The sequence below is a fragment of the Wolbachia endosymbiont (group A) of Acrocera orbiculus genome, assembly GCF_947250015.1.
GTDB classification, from domain to species: domain Bacteria; phylum Pseudomonadota; class Alphaproteobacteria; order Rickettsiales; family Anaplasmataceae; genus Wolbachia; species Wolbachia pipientis.
The window spans coordinates 1096566-1114982 of the sequence record NZ_OX366272.1 but is presented as its reverse complement, the minus strand read 5'-3'; the positions used below and the strand labels follow the sequence as shown (position 1 = coordinate 1114982).

Sequence of the window (18417 nt, the reverse complement as noted above, 5' to 3'; positions counted from 1 at the left end):
AAACTCTTGAGACCTAGGTGATAATTCTATCTAAAAGAATGCCGAAAAAGAGCAGCAACCCTACGTAGGAATTATTTTTAAATATGGGCATGCATTGACTGGGATCGTCAGGATTGAAATTTTTGTATTGGCGGTGAAATATGAACCCTACAGCAAGTAGAGCAATATAAAAAATGTTATTTAATGATGATAAGATACCAGCATATAGCCACGTCATAAGAGATATTAAATAAAATCTTTTCAACCAAGATTTTGTTGTATCACCAAAATATAATGCGGTAGATTTCATCCCGAGTTTTTCATCATCTTTTTTATCTTGATGGGCGTATATGGTGTCATAGCTAAGTGTCCAAAAGACGCATCCTATATAAAACAGCAAGGATTCTATACTGATCTGGTTTGTTATTGCTGCTGAGCCCATGAGCGATCCCATATTGAAGGTAAACCCTAAGAACAATTGTGGCCACCAAACATACCGCTTTAATAAAGGGTAAGTAGCTATCATACACATTGAGATTATTCCAAGTATAAGTGTAGTTTTATTAGTTAATAATAAGATTACCAGGGCAATAGACAGTAGCAGTGAAAGTAAAGCTAAAGCCTGCTTTATGTTTAATGCACTACTTGCAAGTGGCCTATATTTTGTTCGTTCAACGTGCGCATCTATTTTTCTATCGAAGATATCATTGATTATGCACCCTGCGGGTCTCATTAAAAATGCACCTATAGTAAACAAAACAAGGAGAAAAAGAACCTGATACGATAGAGAAGTTGAGGCTAAAAGAATACCGCTCAAACTGGGAAATAGCACAAGCCACAAACCCGTTAAACTGTGCAACCTCATTAATGAAAAGTAACGATTGAAATGCATTAATTAAGTGTGATTATGTAATATTTTGCTTACATTAACAAAATTATCGAACGCTAAGTCAGGCTTGAAAACTAGTTCAGGTATAAATCGCAAATCAACATAACACAATATAGATTTACGTATTGACCATGCAGATTGGTTCATTTCATTAACAACAGTATTAATATCACAATTATTCTCAGAAGGATCTCCAGTGCGTCTTTTTTCTGGATCTAAGTAGTCAGCTACTTGAATATTCAATGAAGATAACACAATATATACATCTGCTTTTTTCAAATCTTTACTTAATTTTACGTCAGATACCGCTACATTTTTATTGAACACCTTACCTTCCATTAGAATTCTTGATATTGCTCTATGCAATACCGATGCTATCTTTAGGTTTCTAATTTCCTTTTTCATATCCAGCTACTATAACACCCTTTCTTCTTGCACTAATTGATAAGCTTCCAAAATATCTCCAACTTTAATATCGACATTACCCTCTAGTGATACTCCGCATTCAAAGTTTACACCTACTTCTTTAACATCATCTTTAAATCTACGTAGTGCTTTTAACTTTCCTTCATGCACCAATTTGCCACCACGCACTACCTTAATTAAAGAATCTTTTTTTATGACTCCATCACTTACATAACATCCAATGATATTACCAGCTTTAGATACATTAAATATTTGCCTCACAGATGCAAAGCCAACACGAACCTCTCGTGTAACAGGCTTTAACATTTTAGTTAAATACATTCTCATGTCGTCAATGAGCTCGTATATTATGTTATAAGTATGTATTTCTACACCTTTTTGTTTTGCCAAGTCCCTTATTTTTGAATCCACTTTTACATTAAAAGCTAAAATTACTGCACTTGATGCTTCTGCAAGCAGCACATCTGAATCTGTTATCCCTCCTACTGCTTTGTGTAGGATATTTAATTTCACTTGGTCTTTACCGAGTTTATCAATTGAACTTGATATTGCTTCAATAGAACCAGTTACATCGCACTTTAAAACTACAGATAGTTCTTCTGTTTCGCTGTTATTACGACTGAATATATCTAAATTATTGTCGCCCAAATCTTCTTTCTTTTTCTTGATTAACTCTAGCCTGTATTCAACAATTTCACGCGCCTGCTTTTCAGAATTTATAACAACAAATTTATCTCCAGCATTTGGCACACCATTTAGACCAGTAATTTCAATTGGAGCGGAGGGTAGTGCTGCTTTTTCTCTTTGACCGAGGTGATTAACCATACTACGTACTTTGCTGTATGTTGTACCAACTACCAATATATCACCAACCTTTAACGTTCCTTCCTCAACTATCAATGTGGCTGATATTCCTTTCGCTTTATCTATTTTGGATTCTATTACCCATCCAAGTGCTCGACAATCTTCTATTGCTTCTAGCTTCATTAATTCAGCGATTAACAAAATCGTCTCTTCTAGTTTATCTAAATTAGTTTTCTTTTTTGCTGATACTGGCACAATCATAACATCACCACCAAGCCCTTCAGGGATGAGATCATATTGAGGCAAACTATTAATTATTTTTTCTACATCACCAGGCTCAGATTTATCAATTTTATTAATAGCAACTATAATGGAAACATTTGCTGCTTTTGCATGATTTATTGCTTCAACTGTTTGTTTCATGATTCCATCGTCAGCTGCAACTACTATTACAACTATATTAGTAATATTGGCACCACGTGCACGCATCGCAGTGAACGCTTCATGTCCTGGTGTATCAATAAAGGTAATTTTTTGCTTATCTTTTGTCGTTATTTGATAAGCACCTATGTGTTGAGTTATGCCACCTGACTCTCTTTCTGCAACATTAGATTCACGAAATGCATCGAGCAATGAGGTTTTACCATGATCGACGTGTCCCATAAAAGTGACGATTGGTGGTTTAGGTTTTTTAGGCAGGCTTTCTCTGCCTTCTATAAAAAATAAATCTTTTTCTCTGTTGGTATCGCTCACTCGTTTAGCCATATGATTAAATTTTTCCACTATTTCACATGCTATATCTGGATCCACCAGATCATCTACTCTATAACTCTCACCGACTTCTTCTTTGAACATTTTTAGCACACTCTTGCTATCTTCTGCCATGCGAATAGATAACTCCCTGATAGTTATTTTGTCTGGTATAATAACTTCTCTTGATATATTTTTACCCTTAGTAAACTTTGACTTTCTACCTCTTATACCAAACCTTTGCTTAAATACAGGGGGTTGTTCAGTTTTTTCATCTATTGCCTGTGCAATTACCAGTTTAGAATGCTTAGAATATATATCTTTGTTGACTTTAGAAAACTTTTTATCGTCGCCCTCATAGTCAATATTATCTTCTTTTAGTTCAACTAAGTGAGTATCACTTAAAACTTGCTTATTTATTTCTTTAGATAAAGTGTCCGCTTCATTTTTCTCGTCAATCTCTTTATTGCTGTCTTCTTTTGCTGTTTTCTCTTTTTCTTCTCTCTGATTTTTTTCTTTCAGCAAAGCAGCATTCTGCACAGCATTAATGCGGAAAATTTGTTCTTTCTCTGTTAAAGAACCTAATTTACTCTCGTCAAATAAATTATGTTCTTCTGCATCATGAGATTTTTTTCTTCTTTTTTTTACTATTGTAGCTCCAGTACTTGGGCTAGTTGAAGAGTTTAAATTGAGGTCTAATTTAAGCTTGCTTAAACCTTGGAGCGTTAATTTTTTATCACTGATATCTTCATTATTCATATTATTTTATTATATTAATCCAAGCTTTTTGCGTGCTTCTATGATTATTGAATCTACTGTATCTTTTAGATCTTCTTTGCTATCGGATGAGGAAGAGAGTATGCTGCAAAACTCATAACTTGATAAATCTGCTATGTCCTCTAAAGTCTTAATATCATGTTTACTAAGAGCAATTTTATTGTCTATTGATAAAGTTAAATTGATTACATCATCTTCCATACCTAGACTTTTTAGCTCTTCTATTTTTCTATCATTTTCTGCTTTCAGGTACTTATTTGCTCTATTGTGAAGTTCGTTTGCAATATCTTCATTAAAGCCCTCTATTGAAGCAAGCTCTTTAATTGAAGCGCTAGATATGTCTTCTACACTTGAAAAACCTTCTGTTACCAATAGCTGACCCATAATCTCTTCTAAGTTTAAAGCTTCAGCAAATAAAGCTGAACATTGACTAAGTTCTTTACTTCGCCTTTCTGATTCTTGCTGAGTGCTTAATATCTCAATTTTCCATCCAACAAGCTCTGAAGCTAATCTTACATTCTGGCCCTTTTTTCCTATCGCTAAACTCAATTGATCTTCAGCAACTATTAACTCTATGCAATTTTCATTTTCATCAATAATAACCTTCGATACTTCTGCAGGAGTAATGGCTTTAATAACAAATTGACCCAAATCTGAGAAGTAATTTATAACGTCAATTTTTTCACCATTTAATTCGTGTATAATAGTTTTTATTCTATCTCCCTTAACTCCAACACAAGCACCTACTGGATCAATGTTCTTGTCGGGAGAGAAAACGGCAACCTTAGACCTTGAACCAGCATCTCTAGCTATACCTTTAATTTTCACTAATCCGTCAGCAATTTCTGGTATTTCTTGATTTAATAATGCCTCCAAAAAGCCTTCATGAGTCCTAGAAAGAATAATTTGACGTCCATCATCAGAGCGCTTAACAGTCTGTATGTAAGCTTTAACCTTATCGCCTTCACGAAATGATTCACCACCAGTTAAATTTCGCAATGGAAGATATGCCCTAGTGCCATTTATGTCTATAATAAGATCTGAATATTCTACTTGTTTAACAATACCATACCTTATTTCTCCCACTTTATCTTTAAACTCCTCATATTGCTTTTTTGACTCTTCATCTTTAATTACTTGAGCAATCTTTTGCTGGGCAATTCTTGCTGAAGCAAGATCAGTGTTAAGAGAGAGCAATTCACTAACAGTATCTCCAACTTTTGCATCTCCTTTTATTAATTTAGCTTGTGTAAGCGTAATTGATTCACACTCAGTATTCTCTTTTTCATTTGATTCATCATCAATAACTTTTAGTTTTCTATATGAAGTAACTTTGCCTGTGTTTCTATCTATATTAACTACAATTTTACTTTTGCTACCATATTTTTGATAAGCCACTGCTTCTATAGCACTTTCTAGTGCCTTTATTACAACATCAAAATCTAAACCTTTTTGAAGTGAAAGCTCTCCTGCTGTTTTTATTACATCAAGGCTTCCAACTATGTTATTCTTGTTACTTTTCTGCTTAACACTGCTTTTACGATTAGCAATCATAATAAATAAATCCAATGTAATTAGTTATAATTATAGCTCCAACGGGCAAAGAACACTATCTTAAATGTTAAATGATTGCTAATTTAAGTCAAGTTTTTTCATGTCTTTGTATAACAAGCAACGCAGGAGTAAAGAATAAAGTTAAAACCGTTGCAACCAATATTCCACTTGCTATGGTTGTTGAAATGTCAACCCACCACTGGCTTGATGGAGCATCATATGTGATTTGTAGCGTAAAAAAATTGATATTTAACCTGGTAATCATCGGTATTAAACCAAGAACTGTGGTTGCAACGGTAAGCAATATTGGCCTAACGCGAGAAATTGCAGCGTTTATTACACATCGCTTGATGTCATTTTTGTGTACCTTAATTTGGTGATGAAAGGCATCAAGTAATAGTATGTTATTATTCACTATAATTCCCGCCAAAGCAATTATCCCCACTCCACACATAACAACTACGAAAACTTGTTGGATAAGAAAGAAAACAAAAAACACACATGTTGTGGATAAAAACACTGCTGTCATTACGATAAATGTATGGTATACATTATTAAACTGTGTCACTAATACCAATATCATTAGTGTAATCGCTAATATAAAAGCCTTTAACAAAAATGCTCCTGATTTTTGTTGATCTTCTTTGTCGCCTTTAAAATCAATTTTTACTCCCTTGCCCCAATCCTGGGCAATAGAATTCTGAATGAACTTTACTCTTTCATCAACAAGATAGCCAGTATCAACGTCAGCAGAGATTGTCACTATGCGTAATCCATCAATCCTGTTTAGTTTGTTTACCTTTTTTTCGGGAGCATATTTTACTATATTGCTCATAGGATACGGGCCATTAACTGTATTGATAAAAAGATTGTCTATAGTCTTCATGTTGCGATCCTTTCCAGGGAAACGGAGTACAATATCGATTTCTTCATCCGTGTTATTTGGTCTATATTTTCCAATCAACACTCCATTTGTAACCATCTTTATAAAATCGCCAATGGTTGCAACACTTACTTCAGAGCTTGTAGCCTTACTCTTATCAACACTCATATTCCACTCTATTTCAGGTGCTGATCTGCTATCTTGAATATTTATAAACCCGGATGAAGGTTGGTTCATAATTTCTAGAATTTTCTCTGCTGCTAAATTCAAACTGGATACACTCCCGCTGAGGTTAATTTGTATTGGCTTGTCAGCCGACGGTCCTGGCTTTTCCTCTTGAACATTAATTATTATTCCTTTCATGTCTTGCACACTGCTCCTTATATCATTTAGTATGTGCTTAGCTTTGCGCCTGAAGCGCCAATCCATAAGTTCTAGTTGTATTCTGGCGATAACGTTGTCTGAAAATGCTCCTGATCTAGCATAAGAAACATGAATTTCTTTTTCAATGCTCAAAATGCGTTCTTCCACTTCTTTGAGTATCAGATCTCGTTCTTTGGCTGATAAGCTTTCTTTTGCTTTAACACTGATTAAAATATTATCTGAATCCACTTTCGGAAAAAACTTTACTCCAGGACCAAAAGTAAAGTACAGCACACTAAATGAAAACAAAACGAATACAGTAGCACATACGAATTTTTTAGGATGATCCAAAACCTTCTCTAGCATGCGTACGTAAGCTCTTATTATAGGCCCAGCATTTTTTATTTCACCACTTTCTATAGCACTCATTTTTTTTATTTCTTTTTTTGAAGTTATCGAAGGCTTACCAAATATTGCACCAAGTGTTGGTATAAAAACCAAAGCCATAATGAGCGATCCAGTCAAAGTTAGAATTATTGTAATTGGTATGTACTGCATGAATTTACCAACAGTATCAGGCCAGAATAATAGAGGAAAAAACACTGCTAATTTAGTTAACGTTGATGATAGAACCGGATAAAACATATCACGAACTGAAGTGTAAAAAGCTTCTACTTTATCCATTCCGCAGATCATCTTTCTATCGGCATATTCGCTGATCACAATTGCATCATCAACCAGCATGCCAACAGCCATAATTAAACTGAAGAGCACAACGATATTTAAGGTTATACCCATAAAGTAAAGAGCTATTATCCCAATGAGAAAGGAACCGGGTATCGAGAGTGCCACAAGAATAGCAATCCTTGTTCCCATAGAAAGCATCATTATGATCAATATTAACAACACAGCAAATATTATGCCGTTTTCCAAGTCATCAAGCACATCGCGGACGTTTTTTGACTGGTCGTTTAAGTACACCACTTTTAAATTTTCAGGTAATTGATCTTTTGCCTTATCCATTAAGTATTTTACTTGATTTACTGTGTCTATTATGTTTTTTCCGTTACGTTTTGAAATTTCTAGCATGACACTAGGTAATCCATTAATGCGAGCAAATCCTTGGTGATCCTCAAACCTAGGGTATACTTTTGCTATATCTTTGATTCTCAAAACTGCATCGCCTTGAGATCTAATAGGAATATTCATAATATCTTCTATATCTTTTAATAACCCTGATATTTTAATCGAATATTTACCGGCCAGTGACCCAGCTCCCACTAGTCTATTATTGCTTGATATAGCTTGGAATATTTCGTTTGATTGAATGTTATATTTTGTTAGAACTGTGGGCTCAATTATAACTTCCACTGTTTCTTTACGAATACCTGCCACTTCAACTTTGAGAACATTTGGCAGAGATTCTATTTCTTTCTTTAACTTGCGTGCTATTTCAGTTAAGGCTCTTTCTGGCAGATTACCAATTAAGCCAACATTTAATATGGGAAATAGACTCAAGTTTATTTCATTTATTATTGGAGATTCCGCTTCAACAGGTAACTTCGATTTTATGTTTGAAAGCTTTGAACGGACATTATCGAGCACTTCTTTATTATCATACTCTGTTCCAAATTCGAGTATCATGTGAGCACCATCATTAGTTGCAAAAGCTCTCAATTCTCTTACACCTTCGATGGATCTTAGTTCATTTTCTATAGGAAGCACTAATAGCTTTTCACTATCTTGAGCAGAAATCCCAGGAAGTCCAACAAACACGCTGATTATAGGAATCTGTATATCAGGATTGCTTTCCCTTGGCATTTTTACATAAACGTATGAACCGAAGATAAAAATTACTATAAGTAATAATACCACCGCCCTGTTTCGCTCTATGAGTAAGCTCTGCATGTTGAATGTTAGCTGAATATGTGTGTTTGTACAATATTATAGTCGAGATACATTGCATATTAATTAATCCTTGTGTAGCTTTAAAACTTTATGCAAATAATTAAAATTTTCGCAAAATTGCAAGTATAAGAAAATTCCTGTATAATAATTCTAGAACAGTATTTGAGAGGTTATTATGGTGGCAATTTTAAATGTAACAAAAGGCAAGAATAAAGTTATTACATCTGGGTTAGCTGGAGCTTTATCAGCTTTAATATTTTTAACAGCAATTCACATTGCTGCAAAGATAGCCATTATCGTTGCTGCTGCTGTAGTTACTTACACATTACTTTCATTGATTCATAAAATAAGAACTAAAAAAGAACAGCCTGCTGAAATTACTGGTGTTTCAGGAGATAAAGTTTCAGAAGATGAAGGGTATAGCAGTGTTGATGAAGGTGAAGAAAAAGATACAGAAATATCCGCAAAAGAACCAGAAAGAACTGAAACTGAGTTCGAAGAAGAAACAATAAGGAAAAGAGCACAAGAACGCATGGAGAAAGGATCACTTGGTGGCCCTATAAATGCGTTTGGCGAACCAATTCATGTGACTATAGATGCTGAAAATAGTAATCCTGTTGATTATACAAAAACTATGGTAGTGCCTGAGAAAATTATTCTTGGCATGCCAGATGATAAAACTCTTACACAAAATAGCTCTAGCTCTATAAAGAATCAGATGAAATCTCTTCCTGAACACATGGATGTATCTGGTAATCCACTTCCTGAGCAGCCACCAAGCAACCTTCCCAATATAGGGCCTAAGTCTAAAAGTACGCAAAAACTATCTGCTGCAGACTTGCTATTACAGTACGGGAATGTAAATGATAATGTGACGAAAGTGCTAAAACAGCCAATTATTCAACGGCCGTTTAACGGGTTAGGGTTTGAGGGGTAGTTGCTATATCAAACTCTCCACCTTATATTGAGAATCAGATGCAATGCCATACACTCTATTTGGCGGAGCAATTTTGTTCTCTATACCAAAAACTATACCTTCAATTATTGCTGTAAGTACTTTTTCAAGATTACAGTCTGCTCCGGGAACGCGGTGCTCCAGGCGGCATCTTTTGAAATCGTTGCCAAAATAGGGAATTCTGATCGCAGCAGTTCTGTTATTTACTCCCCAACTAATCGTAGTTGGAGTGTGGATATCCGGGTACTGAAATCTTAAATATGAATCATCATTTGGAGCAAAAAACAACATATGTTTTTTCATCATTGTGCATAATCCACCAATACTATGAATCAAATAATCACTATACTTTTGCTCATTGATATAAAATAAGTTATCGTTATTTGAATTCACGAGATTAACATGCACATTTAATGCACTGCCTGCTCTATCCAAATAGGGCTTTGCTTTAAAAGAAACGTTTCCACCTAGTTTTTGTGCTGTTTCAGTAAGTAATTGTTTTGCTAACTCAAAATGCTTAATTAAATTGTCGAAGTTCGTGTAACAACCACTTTTTATCTCATACTGATGTGTAGAATTCTCCTTCTCGCAAGAAAATTCAAGAGATGCTATTTTATTTTTGATGCTATTCAGAAATAAGTATTCTTTTTCTATTCCTTCAATGTAAAACTCTAGTTCAATACCGAATACAGCATAACAACTCAAATTACTTAGTATAATCATAAATTTGCTTCAGTAAATCTATATTAGGTTAGCTATATTTATATGAATACTTTACTTATTTGCCAGTAAATTTAACATCTTATTTATACATAATGTATTACTGTTTTTAATAGCATGCTTCTAATCCTCGATACAAGCGACATTTACAAATTTTTCATTTTTTTGAAATAAAAATGATCAATTTTAATGTTTTTATACCCTTTACAACCCATCAAAAAATCACCATAATTTTTAGTATGTATTAAGTAGTATTAGCTTTTCATTTTGCAGTAAGCTATTGATTATCTTGTATTTTTCTAATTATTGCTTTTTTCTTGGTGTGGTATATGAACTTAACTAGCCCTAAGGTTTCTACTATGTTTTTTGATCAGATTATTACAGTAACGGATCACAATGTTACTTGGGAAAAAATCCAAAATTGTCTTTATAATCTTTATGGAGAAGCAACATATAATAGCTGGCTGAGTTCACTAAAATTTGTCAGTAACAGAAATGGGGAAGTTCTTTTATCCGTGTCAACAAGGTTTATAAAAGAGTGGATTACAGTTCATTACATGAAAAAAATATTATCATTATGGCAAAGCGAAGATAAAAGTATACGTTCTATTGATATTCAAGTAATTGAGGAGAGGAATTCAAATTTTAATGTTATACTAAAAAACAGAGAGGAAAGTAATCATAATCTTGGTTCGCCGCTGGATCCAAGGTTCACCTTTGATAATTTTGTAGTGGGAAAGCCAAATGAATTAGCATTTACGGCGGCAAAGCGTGTGGCAGAATCTATAGATCCAATATTAGGCAGTAATCCTTTGTTTCTATATGGTGGAGTGGGACTTGGTAAAACACATCTAATGCATGCTATAGCTTGGCACATAGTCAATTCCCCATCAGCAAAAAGAAAAGTGGTGTATTTATCAGCAGAGAAATTCATGTACCAATATATTACAGCGCTGCGAAGCAAAGATATTATGTTATTTAAAGAGCAATTTAGATCAGTAGATGTATTGATGGTAGATGATGTGCAATTTATCAGTGGTAAAGATAGTACACAAGAAGAATTTTTTCACACTTTCAATGCATTGATAGACCAAAATAAACAATTGGTTATATCAGCTGATAGGTCTCCTAGTGATCTTGATGGAGTGGAAGAAAGAATAAAATCACGACTCGGTTGGGGGTTGGTGGCAGATATTAATGAAACAACTTTTGAATTGAGGCTTGGTATATTGCAGGCAAAAGTGGAGCAGATGAATATGTATGTTCCGAAAGATGTCCTAGAGTTTTTAGCAAGGAACATAAAATCTAATATAAGAGAATTAGAAGGAGCATTAAATAAGGTTACCCATACCTCATTAATTGGAAGAAGTATGACGGTAGAATCAGCTAGTGAAACCCTAATCGATCTTCTTAGGTCAAATCATAGGTCAGTCACAATAGAAGAAATACAAAAGAAAGTAGCTGAATTTTTCAATATAAAGGTTGCAGATATGCAATCCAATAGAAGGCTTCGCAGTCTTGCAAGGCCAAGACAAATAGCTATGTATTTTGCCAAAAAATTTACGCAAAAAAGCCTACCAGATATTGGGAGAAACTTTGGTGGCAGAGACCATGCTACTGTTATACATGCAGTAAAACAAGTAGAAAATTTTATAAAGACCGACTCAAAATTTGCTGATGAAATCAATCGATTAAAAAAAATGTTTAAGTAGCGTTTTTAAAATAGCTAATAACAAATCCTAAAATGAATCGACTATAGTTTTAATCCGTTTAAGTTTAAAATCTTCTGTTAGCTTCGCAGAATACATTTCCTTATTATCTTGGTTATAGAAGGTAAATTTGTGATCATCTAAGTTTAGTATTGCAAAGCCAAAGCCGAAAAAGTTTCTAACTTCGTGTGCTAAGTAGTTTCTACCATTTGAATAGTCAAATTCTACATTTTGATAAACAGGTTCTTGATCTTGAGCGTGTAGTAATGAACCGCCATTTCCAACTATAATCTGGTCTGGAACATTATCCATTAATAAAATCTGGGCTATATGAATATGGCCGGAAACTATGGTAGTAACATTGCTTAGAAATCTATCCCCAAAAGCTTCAATTTGTGTAAGATTGCCATGGCTTTTTAATGTCAAAAATTCTTTTTTTGGAGATCTCCAAAGTGGTTTATGAGTTAAAAACCACGTGGGCTTATCTTGTATCAATTTATCAAATTGCCTTTCAAAAGCATCAATTGTGCTTTGGGTTGTAAAAATATCCTCACCGGATGAAGAGTCGAAGATAAAAAATTTCATCGGTCCAGCATCTAAGGACCAACTAGAAACGAAGTTTCCACATTTTTCAGACGAAAAGGGGTATGAATCTAAATACCTGAACCATCCTTCATAAGCTCTATCACAACTCTCATGGTTTCCACGAACAAAAAGGAAAGGGGATTGTGATAAAATATCCTTTGCAGGCTCAAACCAATCAGCGTACCAAGCTTCTTTATTATATCCATAAATATCGCCACACTTTTTTGTATTTCTACATCTTGTTTGCCTATAATGATAATCACCAACATGGATAATTAAATCTGGTTTATGAAGGGCAATTGAGTCTAAATTTTTTTTTAAAGGCCAGCTATCTACCGAATTACATTCCTGCTGAAATAACATATTTATTCTACAGCCCGTGTCACCAATGAAAGCAATTTTATTAACCTTTTTTGGTAATATAGGAACCCGTAGATCCTCAATACTAACGTCTTTGGCACTTGTTTGTACTGTCAGTTCACAAACTGTTTCGTTATGATCACCATTGTTAATTGAGCTGCGATTCAGCATTTCTGTTTCCTTGCCATCAACATAAACAATGGGACACATGTCATTGTCCGTAATTGCGCGTATGCTTAGTTTATTTTCTGGGATAACTTGAGACCATGTGTATAATATTTGTGCATGGACGAAATGAAAGCTAGTTATAAGAGAGAGAGCTAAAAAAATAAAGATATTAGCTATATTCATTTGTATAAAAACCTAAGTTAAAAATTAGTAGTAAGGTTATCTTAAATGATTAAAATTTATAATCACAAAATTCATAATCAAATTATACAAACAATTTCTAAATTATTCTAGTATCAGATTGACACTCTAGATGAAAAATTCTAAAATGATTAAGTAATTTAAAATAATTATATAAAAACTAGAATATAGTGCGGCCGTGGTGGAATTGGTAGACACGCAGCGTTGAGGTCGCTGTGGCTCATAAGGCCTTGGAAGTTCAAGTCTTCTCGGCCGCACCAGTTTTTATCGCTGTTTAATATGGGTAAAAATGTTTATAGGAAATCAGAGTAGCAATAAGGTAGAAAGAGCTATCAGCGAAATCAGGCGCGGTCGGCCAATTGTAATATATGATGAAAGTAATTACCTATTGTTTGCTGCTGCTGAGGCTTTAGAAAGAGATTTATTTAATCAATACAAGCTTATATCAAGCAATGTATATGTTACTTTAACTTCAAGTAAGGTAAAATACATATCTCAGAATAAAGAACATAACAGCAAACGTCTGTTGGTGAATAATTTTGATGAACTGCTCCATTTAATAAACTGTTCAAAGGAAGATTGCATAAAAGAGTTGCAATGCTCAAAGACAATAGATGAATGTGCTATTGCCTTGCTTAAGTTCTCAGAATTATTGCCATACGCGTTAGTGGCTGATATGACTTTTGAGAATAATCATGAAATGCGAAATTGGTGCGAGAAAAATGACGTTATTGCACTGGACACGTCATTCATAAATAATTTTCAAGAAAATCAGGATGTATATGAAGTGTGCAAAACATCATTATTTTTAAAACAGACTCAAGAAGTAAATATCATATCTTATAGAACCGAAAGTGGTGGAAGAGAACATCATGCAATTATCATTGGCAATCCAGATAAAGATGGCGAACCATTAGTAAGAATTCATTCTTCGTGTTATACGGGTGACTTGTTAGATAGCTTGTCATGCGATTGCAGAAGTCAGTTACATCAAGCAATTCAAATGATAGCTGACTCTGGAAGTGGTATTATATTGTATTTGATGCAAGATGGAAGGGGCATTGGTTTAACTAATAAGTTAAGAGCGTACAGTATGCAAAGAGGACATAATCTTGATACTGTTGATGCAAATAGAACATTGGGTTTTGAAGATGATGAAAGGAGTTTTGCTGTTGCAGCTAAAATGCTTAAGAAATTGAACATTAACAAAATCCAATTACTTACAAACAATGATAGGAAATTGTCAGAATTGGAAAGTAGTGGTATAGGAGTTACAAAGTGTCTACCACTTATTGTGGAACGTAATAAATATAACGATTCATATATGGAGACAAAGTTTGGTAAATTAGGCCATAGATTAAGAGTTTTTTAGCTTTTTTGCTGTAACTACTTTGTTAATTTGCTATGTTTATTAACATAAGTTAAGATTTTTAGGAATACTAAAATGCTAAGATTTTTTAAGCGAGAAAAAAATACTGAATCCTTAGATAAGGATATAAATTGGAATTCAAACCGCTACAGCACAGTTATTGCTCAAAGGAATATTCTACTTTTATTTGCATTAATATTATTAGCAACGATCTCTATCAGCATATTAGTCATATTTAAAATTAGCACAAGTAGCACTATTGAGCCATTTGTTATAGAAATTGACAAGAAATCAGGAATAGTGCAATTGGTTGATCCTGTCACAGTAAAACAGTATTCTGCAGATGAAGCGCTAAACGATTATTTTATTTCAGAGTATATAAAAGCAAGGGAGGTTTTTGATCCATATCATTATAATTATAACTATTATACAAAGGTGAGGTTGTTTTCCTCACCTAATGTGTATAATGAATTTAGAAATTATGTAGGATCGCAGAATATGGATGATCTTTTTAATTTATATTCAGATACCAAAAGTGAATTTAAAATTCGCTCAATTCAAAAGTTGGGTAACGATGCTCTTCAGGTGAGATTTTTTGTGGAATTTACACGGAAAGATGGAAGTTCTACGAGAAAAAATAAGATAGTTATTATGTCATATAGATATGCATCGCTTGAAATGGATGATCAGCAAAGATATATTAACCCATTAGGATTTCAAGTTATTTCATATAGAGTAGATGATGAATATGTATAGGATATTATTAGTTTTAGCTTTACTTGTCAGTGGCAATTTAAACGCATCCATTAATTATAATGAGCCTATTTCTGTAGATAGTAGAATAAAGACTTTTGTGTATAGCCCTAATGAAGTATTTACGGTGGTTTTTAGTCAGGGTTACTATTCTTATATTGAATTTGCGGAAGGAGAAAAAGTTAAAAATATCGCTGTTGGTGATGCATCAAGTTGGAAAATTAATCCTTATGACAATAAATTGCTTATCATGCCATTTGAAGTTAGTAGTCGCACTAACATGATTATTACGACAACTAAAAAAAGAAATTACATTTTTGATTTAATCTCAAGGCCAAACTACGATAAATACCCGGATACTGATGCTAAGAAAGTGGATCACGATTATTCTGCTGAAAAGGATATATCTTACGTAGTACGTTTTTATTATCCTCAAGAAGAAGGTGAATTTGATGTTGATTTAGATGAGGTTTCTTTACCTACTCAAATGCAATATACTACAGACAAGCTAGAAAAAATAATACAAGAAAATGATACGAAGTACAATTATACATATATTGATGAAGGTGGTAATGCGGATATAGTTCCGATCGAGTTATTTGATGATGGTTATTTAACCTATTTAAAATTTAGAAATAATAATAAAATACCTCAGGTTTTTGTAGAAGGGGAGGATAAACCTTGTAAAAGGCTGTTATTTGATGATTATGTTATAATAAAAGGAGTACATAAAAAGCTATTTATGCGTTATGAAGATGGTGAAGTTGAAATTATAAATAGGTCACTTTAGCTGTGGTACATGCAATATGAATAAAGAAAGGCGTAACAATTCAGAAGATGAATCAGAAATAGAGAATAAGGTAGTAACAGTTGGCTCTAATCAAGGTCATAGGGCATTGATGGTCATTATTTTAGTACTTCTGGTTGGTGGAGTGTATTATCTCTATTTTAGTCCTTCTCATAAAGAGGGTTCAGAAGTTATTAAAAAAGAGGAAACAAAGCAAAACGTTCAAGAGTTGAAAGGAAAGTTGGAACAAGTTCCAGATAATGTAATGGTTCCTGAAAGAATAATAACCGATTCCTTACCACCCTTACCTCCTCTTCCTACACCACAAATCGTACCAGAAATAAAACAAATTAAAAAAGAAGAAGAGAAACCAAAAGAAACTTCTGCGTCAAATATACCTATTTTGCCAAAGCAAAATTTTCCTTCTAGTAATGTTATGGGCAATTTACCTACCTCATTTCCTACAATAGGGGGTGGCGGTTATCCTAGAGACAGACGTAGTGCACAAATGTTAACAATTTCAGGTGGTAGTGGAGAGAACAAGGCTGCTGATGCTATTTTATCCGACACTTCAGCACAATCGAGCAAAGCTACCAGGGTAGGAAAGCTTGGTTTAATGATTACTCAAGGTAAAATTATTGATGCTGTTCTTGAAACTGCAATAAACTCTGATCTGCAAGGAATGCTGCGTGCTATGGTGAGTAGAGATGTTTATGCAGAAACTGGTGATACAGTTTTAATACCTAAAGGCTCAAGATTGATAGGCAGTTATTCATTTGACTCGAATGTTGCTAAATCTCGTGTAAATATAAACTGGAATAGAGTGATTCTGCCACATGGAATAGATATTGCAATCTCATCACTTAGTACTGACGAGCTTGGTAGAGCAGGAATAGCAGGAATAGTTGATAACAAAATAGTAAGTGCGTTATTCTCTTCAGTGACACTTGCTGGTGTTTCGATTGGTTCTGCTGTTATAGGGCAAAAGGCTTCTAATCTTGTTAATACGCTAACTATCAGAGATGCAGTAAAGTCTATCACTGCAACCGAAATAGATTTTTCTTCTCTCCAACTCATTATTGACCCAGAAAAGAAGATATCTAGTGACAAATGGAAATTAGGCCTTGGGGCTATCGGAAGAATTCGGAGTGCCAAAAGCAGACAAGATTTACTAAAAATAATGAAAGAGGAAATAGCAAAAGCACTAGGAATTGAAGAAGACGAGGTAAATATAAGCCTGGAAATTGTAAATCAACTGTTAGAACAAATTCAAAGAAAAAGCAAGTCTGTTTATGATGAAGCAATCGGGAAATCAATCGAGGATTTTTCTAAAGATATGCGGGATGTAGTGGGCAGATATACAGATAAAAAACCAACTATTTATGTTGATCAAGGCACTGCATTGAAAGTATTTGTTAACCAAGATATAGTATTTCCTCCACAGGCAATATTAAATCAATGAAATGAACTATGCTGCACTTGATACATATTTGGAGCCATTACAAGGCATATTTCAAGAAGAAGGCGTAAATGAAATATCAATAAATAAGCCAAAGGAAGTATGGATTGAAAATCGCGGTGAAATAAGGTGTGAAAAATTAGAAGTATTCGATCTTAACCATTTGAAATCTCTTGGCAGACTGATTGCTCAAGCTACAGAACAAAAACTTAGCGAAGAAGCGCCGTTACTTTCGGCAACATTACCAAATGGTTATCGTATACAGATAGTATTTCCGCCAGCATGTGAACCTGATAAAGTAGTCATGTCGATTCGTAAGCCTTCTAGCATGCAGTTAGCACTCGATGATTACGAAAAAATGGGGGCTTTTTCTGAAACTGTTACAGAAGCAACTGATAATCCAGTTGACCGTCATTTGGATTTATTGTTAAGGCAAAAAAAAATAAAAGAGTTTTTAGAATACGCTGTAATAAGTAAGAAAAATATTATAATTAGTGGTGGAACTTCCACTGGTAAGACTACTTTTACTAATGCTACTTTGCGTGCTATTCCAGCTGAGGAAAGAATTATTACTGTTGAGGATGCAAGGGAAATCGTTTTGAACGATCATCCCAATAAAGTCCATCTAATTGCCTCTAAAGGAGGGCAGGGCAGAGCAAAAGTAACCACTCAAGATTTGATAGAAGCGTGCTTACGTTTAAGGCCAGACAGAATAATAGTTGGTGAGCTCCGTGGAGCGGAAGCTTTTAGTTTTCTCAGGGCGATAAATACTGGTCACCCTGGATCAATATCAACCCTTCATGCAGATAGTCCAACAATGGCCCTTGAGCAAATAAAATTGATGGTTATGCAGGCAAATCTTGGCATTCCTCCAGACCAAATTATACCATACATTAGAAATGTGATTGATATTGTTATTCAGCTAAAAAGAACCGGTGGGGGCAAAAGAAGCATTTCTGAGATATTATTTACTAGATCTGCGAGCGAAAATGCTTAAATTTATACATAAGTTAAGGAA

At 34.1% G+C, this 18417-nt stretch carries 14 protein-coding genes and 1 tRNA gene; 8 read left to right on the top strand and 7 right to left on the bottom strand.

The annotated features are described in order from the left end of the window. Window positions 1-13: 13 nt before the first annotated feature. From ubiA to OOL03_RS05530, 5 genes are all read right to left on the bottom strand, one after another. Entirely contained in the window at window positions 14-871 is an 858-nt protein-coding gene (gene ubiA, locus OOL03_RS05550) for a 4-hydroxybenzoate octaprenyltransferase (protein ID WP_264707244.1), read from the bottom strand. 3 nt (window positions 872-874) lie between these two features. Further along, window positions 875-1273, bottom strand: a complete 399-nt coding sequence (locus OOL03_RS05545) for a ribosome-binding factor A (protein ID WP_038249615.1) — start codon at window positions 1271-1273, stop codon at window positions 875-877. A 9-nt stretch (window positions 1274-1282) separates the two neighbouring features. Further along, window positions 1283-3607, bottom strand: a complete 2325-nt coding sequence (gene infB / locus OOL03_RS05540; RefSeq protein ID WP_264707235.1) for a translation initiation factor IF-2 — start codon at window positions 3605-3607, stop codon at window positions 1283-1285. Between the two features lie 9 nt (window positions 3608-3616). After that, window positions 3617-5179, bottom strand: coding sequence for a transcription termination factor NusA (gene nusA, locus OOL03_RS05535; RefSeq protein ID WP_264707234.1), 1563 nt, complete (start codon window positions 5177-5179; stop codon window positions 3617-3619). A gap of 88 nt (window positions 5180-5267) precedes the next feature. After that, on the bottom strand, window positions 5268-8333 hold the full coding sequence (locus tag OOL03_RS05530; protein WP_264707233.1) for an efflux RND transporter permease subunit: 3066 nt from the start codon (window positions 8331-8333) through the stop codon (window positions 5268-5270). 175 nt (window positions 8334-8508) lie between these two features. On the opposite strand from OOL03_RS05530, the gene OOL03_RS05525 reads away from it, so the two are divergent. After that, entirely contained in the window at window positions 8509-9270 is a 762-nt protein-coding gene (locus OOL03_RS05525) for a hypothetical protein (RefSeq protein WP_264707232.1), read from the top strand. Between the two features lie 3 nt (window positions 9271-9273). Here OOL03_RS05525 and OOL03_RS05520 read toward each other — a convergent pair whose 3' ends face one another. Continuing rightward, a complete protein-coding gene (locus tag OOL03_RS05520) occupies window positions 9274-10011 on the bottom strand; it encodes a type I glutamate--ammonia ligase (RefSeq protein ID WP_264707231.1) in 738 nt (245 codons plus the stop codon). A gap of 326 nt (window positions 10012-10337) precedes the next feature. Between OOL03_RS05520 and dnaA the strand changes: the two genes are divergently transcribed. After that, window positions 10338-11720 (top strand): chromosomal replication initiator protein DnaA, encoded by a 1383-nt coding sequence (gene dnaA, locus OOL03_RS05515; RefSeq protein ID WP_264707230.1) that lies wholly within the window; start codon window positions 10338-10340, stop codon window positions 11718-11720. 27 nt (window positions 11721-11747) lie between these two features. On the opposite strand, the gene OOL03_RS05510 is transcribed toward dnaA, so the two are convergent. Beyond that, window positions 11748-13013, bottom strand: coding sequence for a metallophosphoesterase family protein (locus OOL03_RS05510; protein WP_264705508.1), 1266 nt, complete (start codon window positions 13011-13013; stop codon window positions 11748-11750). A gap of 190 nt (window positions 13014-13203) precedes the next feature. Here OOL03_RS05510 and OOL03_RS05505 point away from each other — a divergent pair. The 6 genes from OOL03_RS05505 (at window position 13204) to virB11 (ending at window position 18396) form a co-directional block, all read left to right on the top strand. Beyond that, window positions 13204-13291: transfer RNA gene (locus OOL03_RS05505), tRNA-Leu, on the top strand. A gap of 29 nt (window positions 13292-13320) precedes the next feature. After that, on the top strand, window positions 13321-14403 hold the full coding sequence (locus OOL03_RS05500; RefSeq protein WP_065094641.1) for a GTP cyclohydrolase II: 1083 nt from the start codon (window positions 13321-13323) through the stop codon (window positions 14401-14403). A gap of 72 nt (window positions 14404-14475) precedes the next feature. After that, window positions 14476-15156 (top strand): VirB8 family type IV secretion system protein, encoded by a 681-nt coding sequence (locus tag OOL03_RS05495; protein ID WP_151807683.1) that lies wholly within the window; start codon window positions 14476-14478, stop codon window positions 15154-15156. Continuing rightward, window positions 15143-15943 carry a P-type conjugative transfer protein VirB9 gene (gene virB9 / locus OOL03_RS05490; protein ID WP_174525402.1) on the top strand — a complete coding sequence of 267 codons (801 nt, stop codon included), beginning with the start codon at window positions 15143-15145 and terminating at the stop codon, window positions 15941-15943. The genes OOL03_RS05495 and virB9 overlap by 14 nt, the downstream gene beginning before the upstream one ends. Window positions 15944-15959: 16 nt before the next feature. Beyond that, window positions 15960-17402 (top strand): TrbI/VirB10 family protein, encoded by a 1443-nt coding sequence (locus tag OOL03_RS05485; RefSeq protein WP_264707229.1) that lies wholly within the window; start codon window positions 15960-15962, stop codon window positions 17400-17402. Between the two features lies 1 nt (window position 17403). After that, window positions 17404-18396, top strand: a complete 993-nt coding sequence (gene virB11 / locus OOL03_RS05480) for a P-type DNA transfer ATPase VirB11 (RefSeq protein ID WP_065094644.1) — start codon at window positions 17404-17406, stop codon at window positions 18394-18396. The last annotated feature ends 21 nt before the right edge of the window (window positions 18397-18417 follow it).

Coding starts and splice junctions, on each gene's coding strand:
- OOL03_RS05510 (WP_264705508.1), bottom strand. CDS start 13,013: ATGAATATAGCTAATATCTTTATTTTTTTAGCTCTCTCTCTTATAACT.
- dnaA (WP_264707230.1), top strand. CDS start 10,338: ATGAACTTAACTAGCCCTAAGGTTTCTACTATGTTTTTTGATCAGATT.
- ubiA (WP_264707244.1), bottom strand. CDS start 871: ATGCATTTCAATCGTTACTTTTCATTAATGAGGTTGCACAGTTTAACG.
- virB11 (WP_065094644.1), top strand. CDS start 17,404: ATGAACTATGCTGCACTTGATACATATTTGGAGCCATTACAAGGCATA.
- virB9 (WP_174525402.1), top strand. CDS start 15,143: ATGAATATGTATAGGATATTATTAGTTTTAGCTTTACTTGTCAGTGGC.
- OOL03_RS05500 (WP_065094641.1), top strand. CDS start 13,321: ATGTTTATAGGAAATCAGAGTAGCAATAAGGTAGAAAGAGCTATCAGC.
- OOL03_RS05520 (WP_264707231.1), bottom strand. CDS start 10,011: ATGATTATACTAAGTAATTTGAGTTGTTATGCTGTATTCGGTATTGAA.
- OOL03_RS05495 (WP_151807683.1), top strand. CDS start 14,476: ATGCTAAGATTTTTTAAGCGAGAAAAAAATACTGAATCCTTAGATAAG.
- OOL03_RS05525 (WP_264707232.1), top strand. CDS start 8,509: ATGGTGGCAATTTTAAATGTAACAAAAGGCAAGAATAAAGTTATTACA.
- infB (WP_264707235.1), bottom strand. CDS start 3,607: ATGAATAATGAAGATATCAGTGATAAAAAATTAACGCTCCAAGGTTTA.
- OOL03_RS05485 (WP_264707229.1), top strand. CDS start 15,960: ATGAATAAAGAAAGGCGTAACAATTCAGAAGATGAATCAGAAATAGAG.
- nusA (WP_264707234.1), bottom strand. CDS start 5,179: ATGATTGCTAATCGTAAAAGCAGTGTTAAGCAGAAAAGTAACAAGAAT.
- OOL03_RS05545 (WP_038249615.1), bottom strand. CDS start 1,273: ATGAAAAAGGAAATTAGAAACCTAAAGATAGCATCGGTATTGCATAGA.
- OOL03_RS05530 (WP_264707233.1), bottom strand. CDS start 8,333: ATGCAGAGCTTACTCATAGAGCGAAACAGGGCGGTGGTATTATTACTT.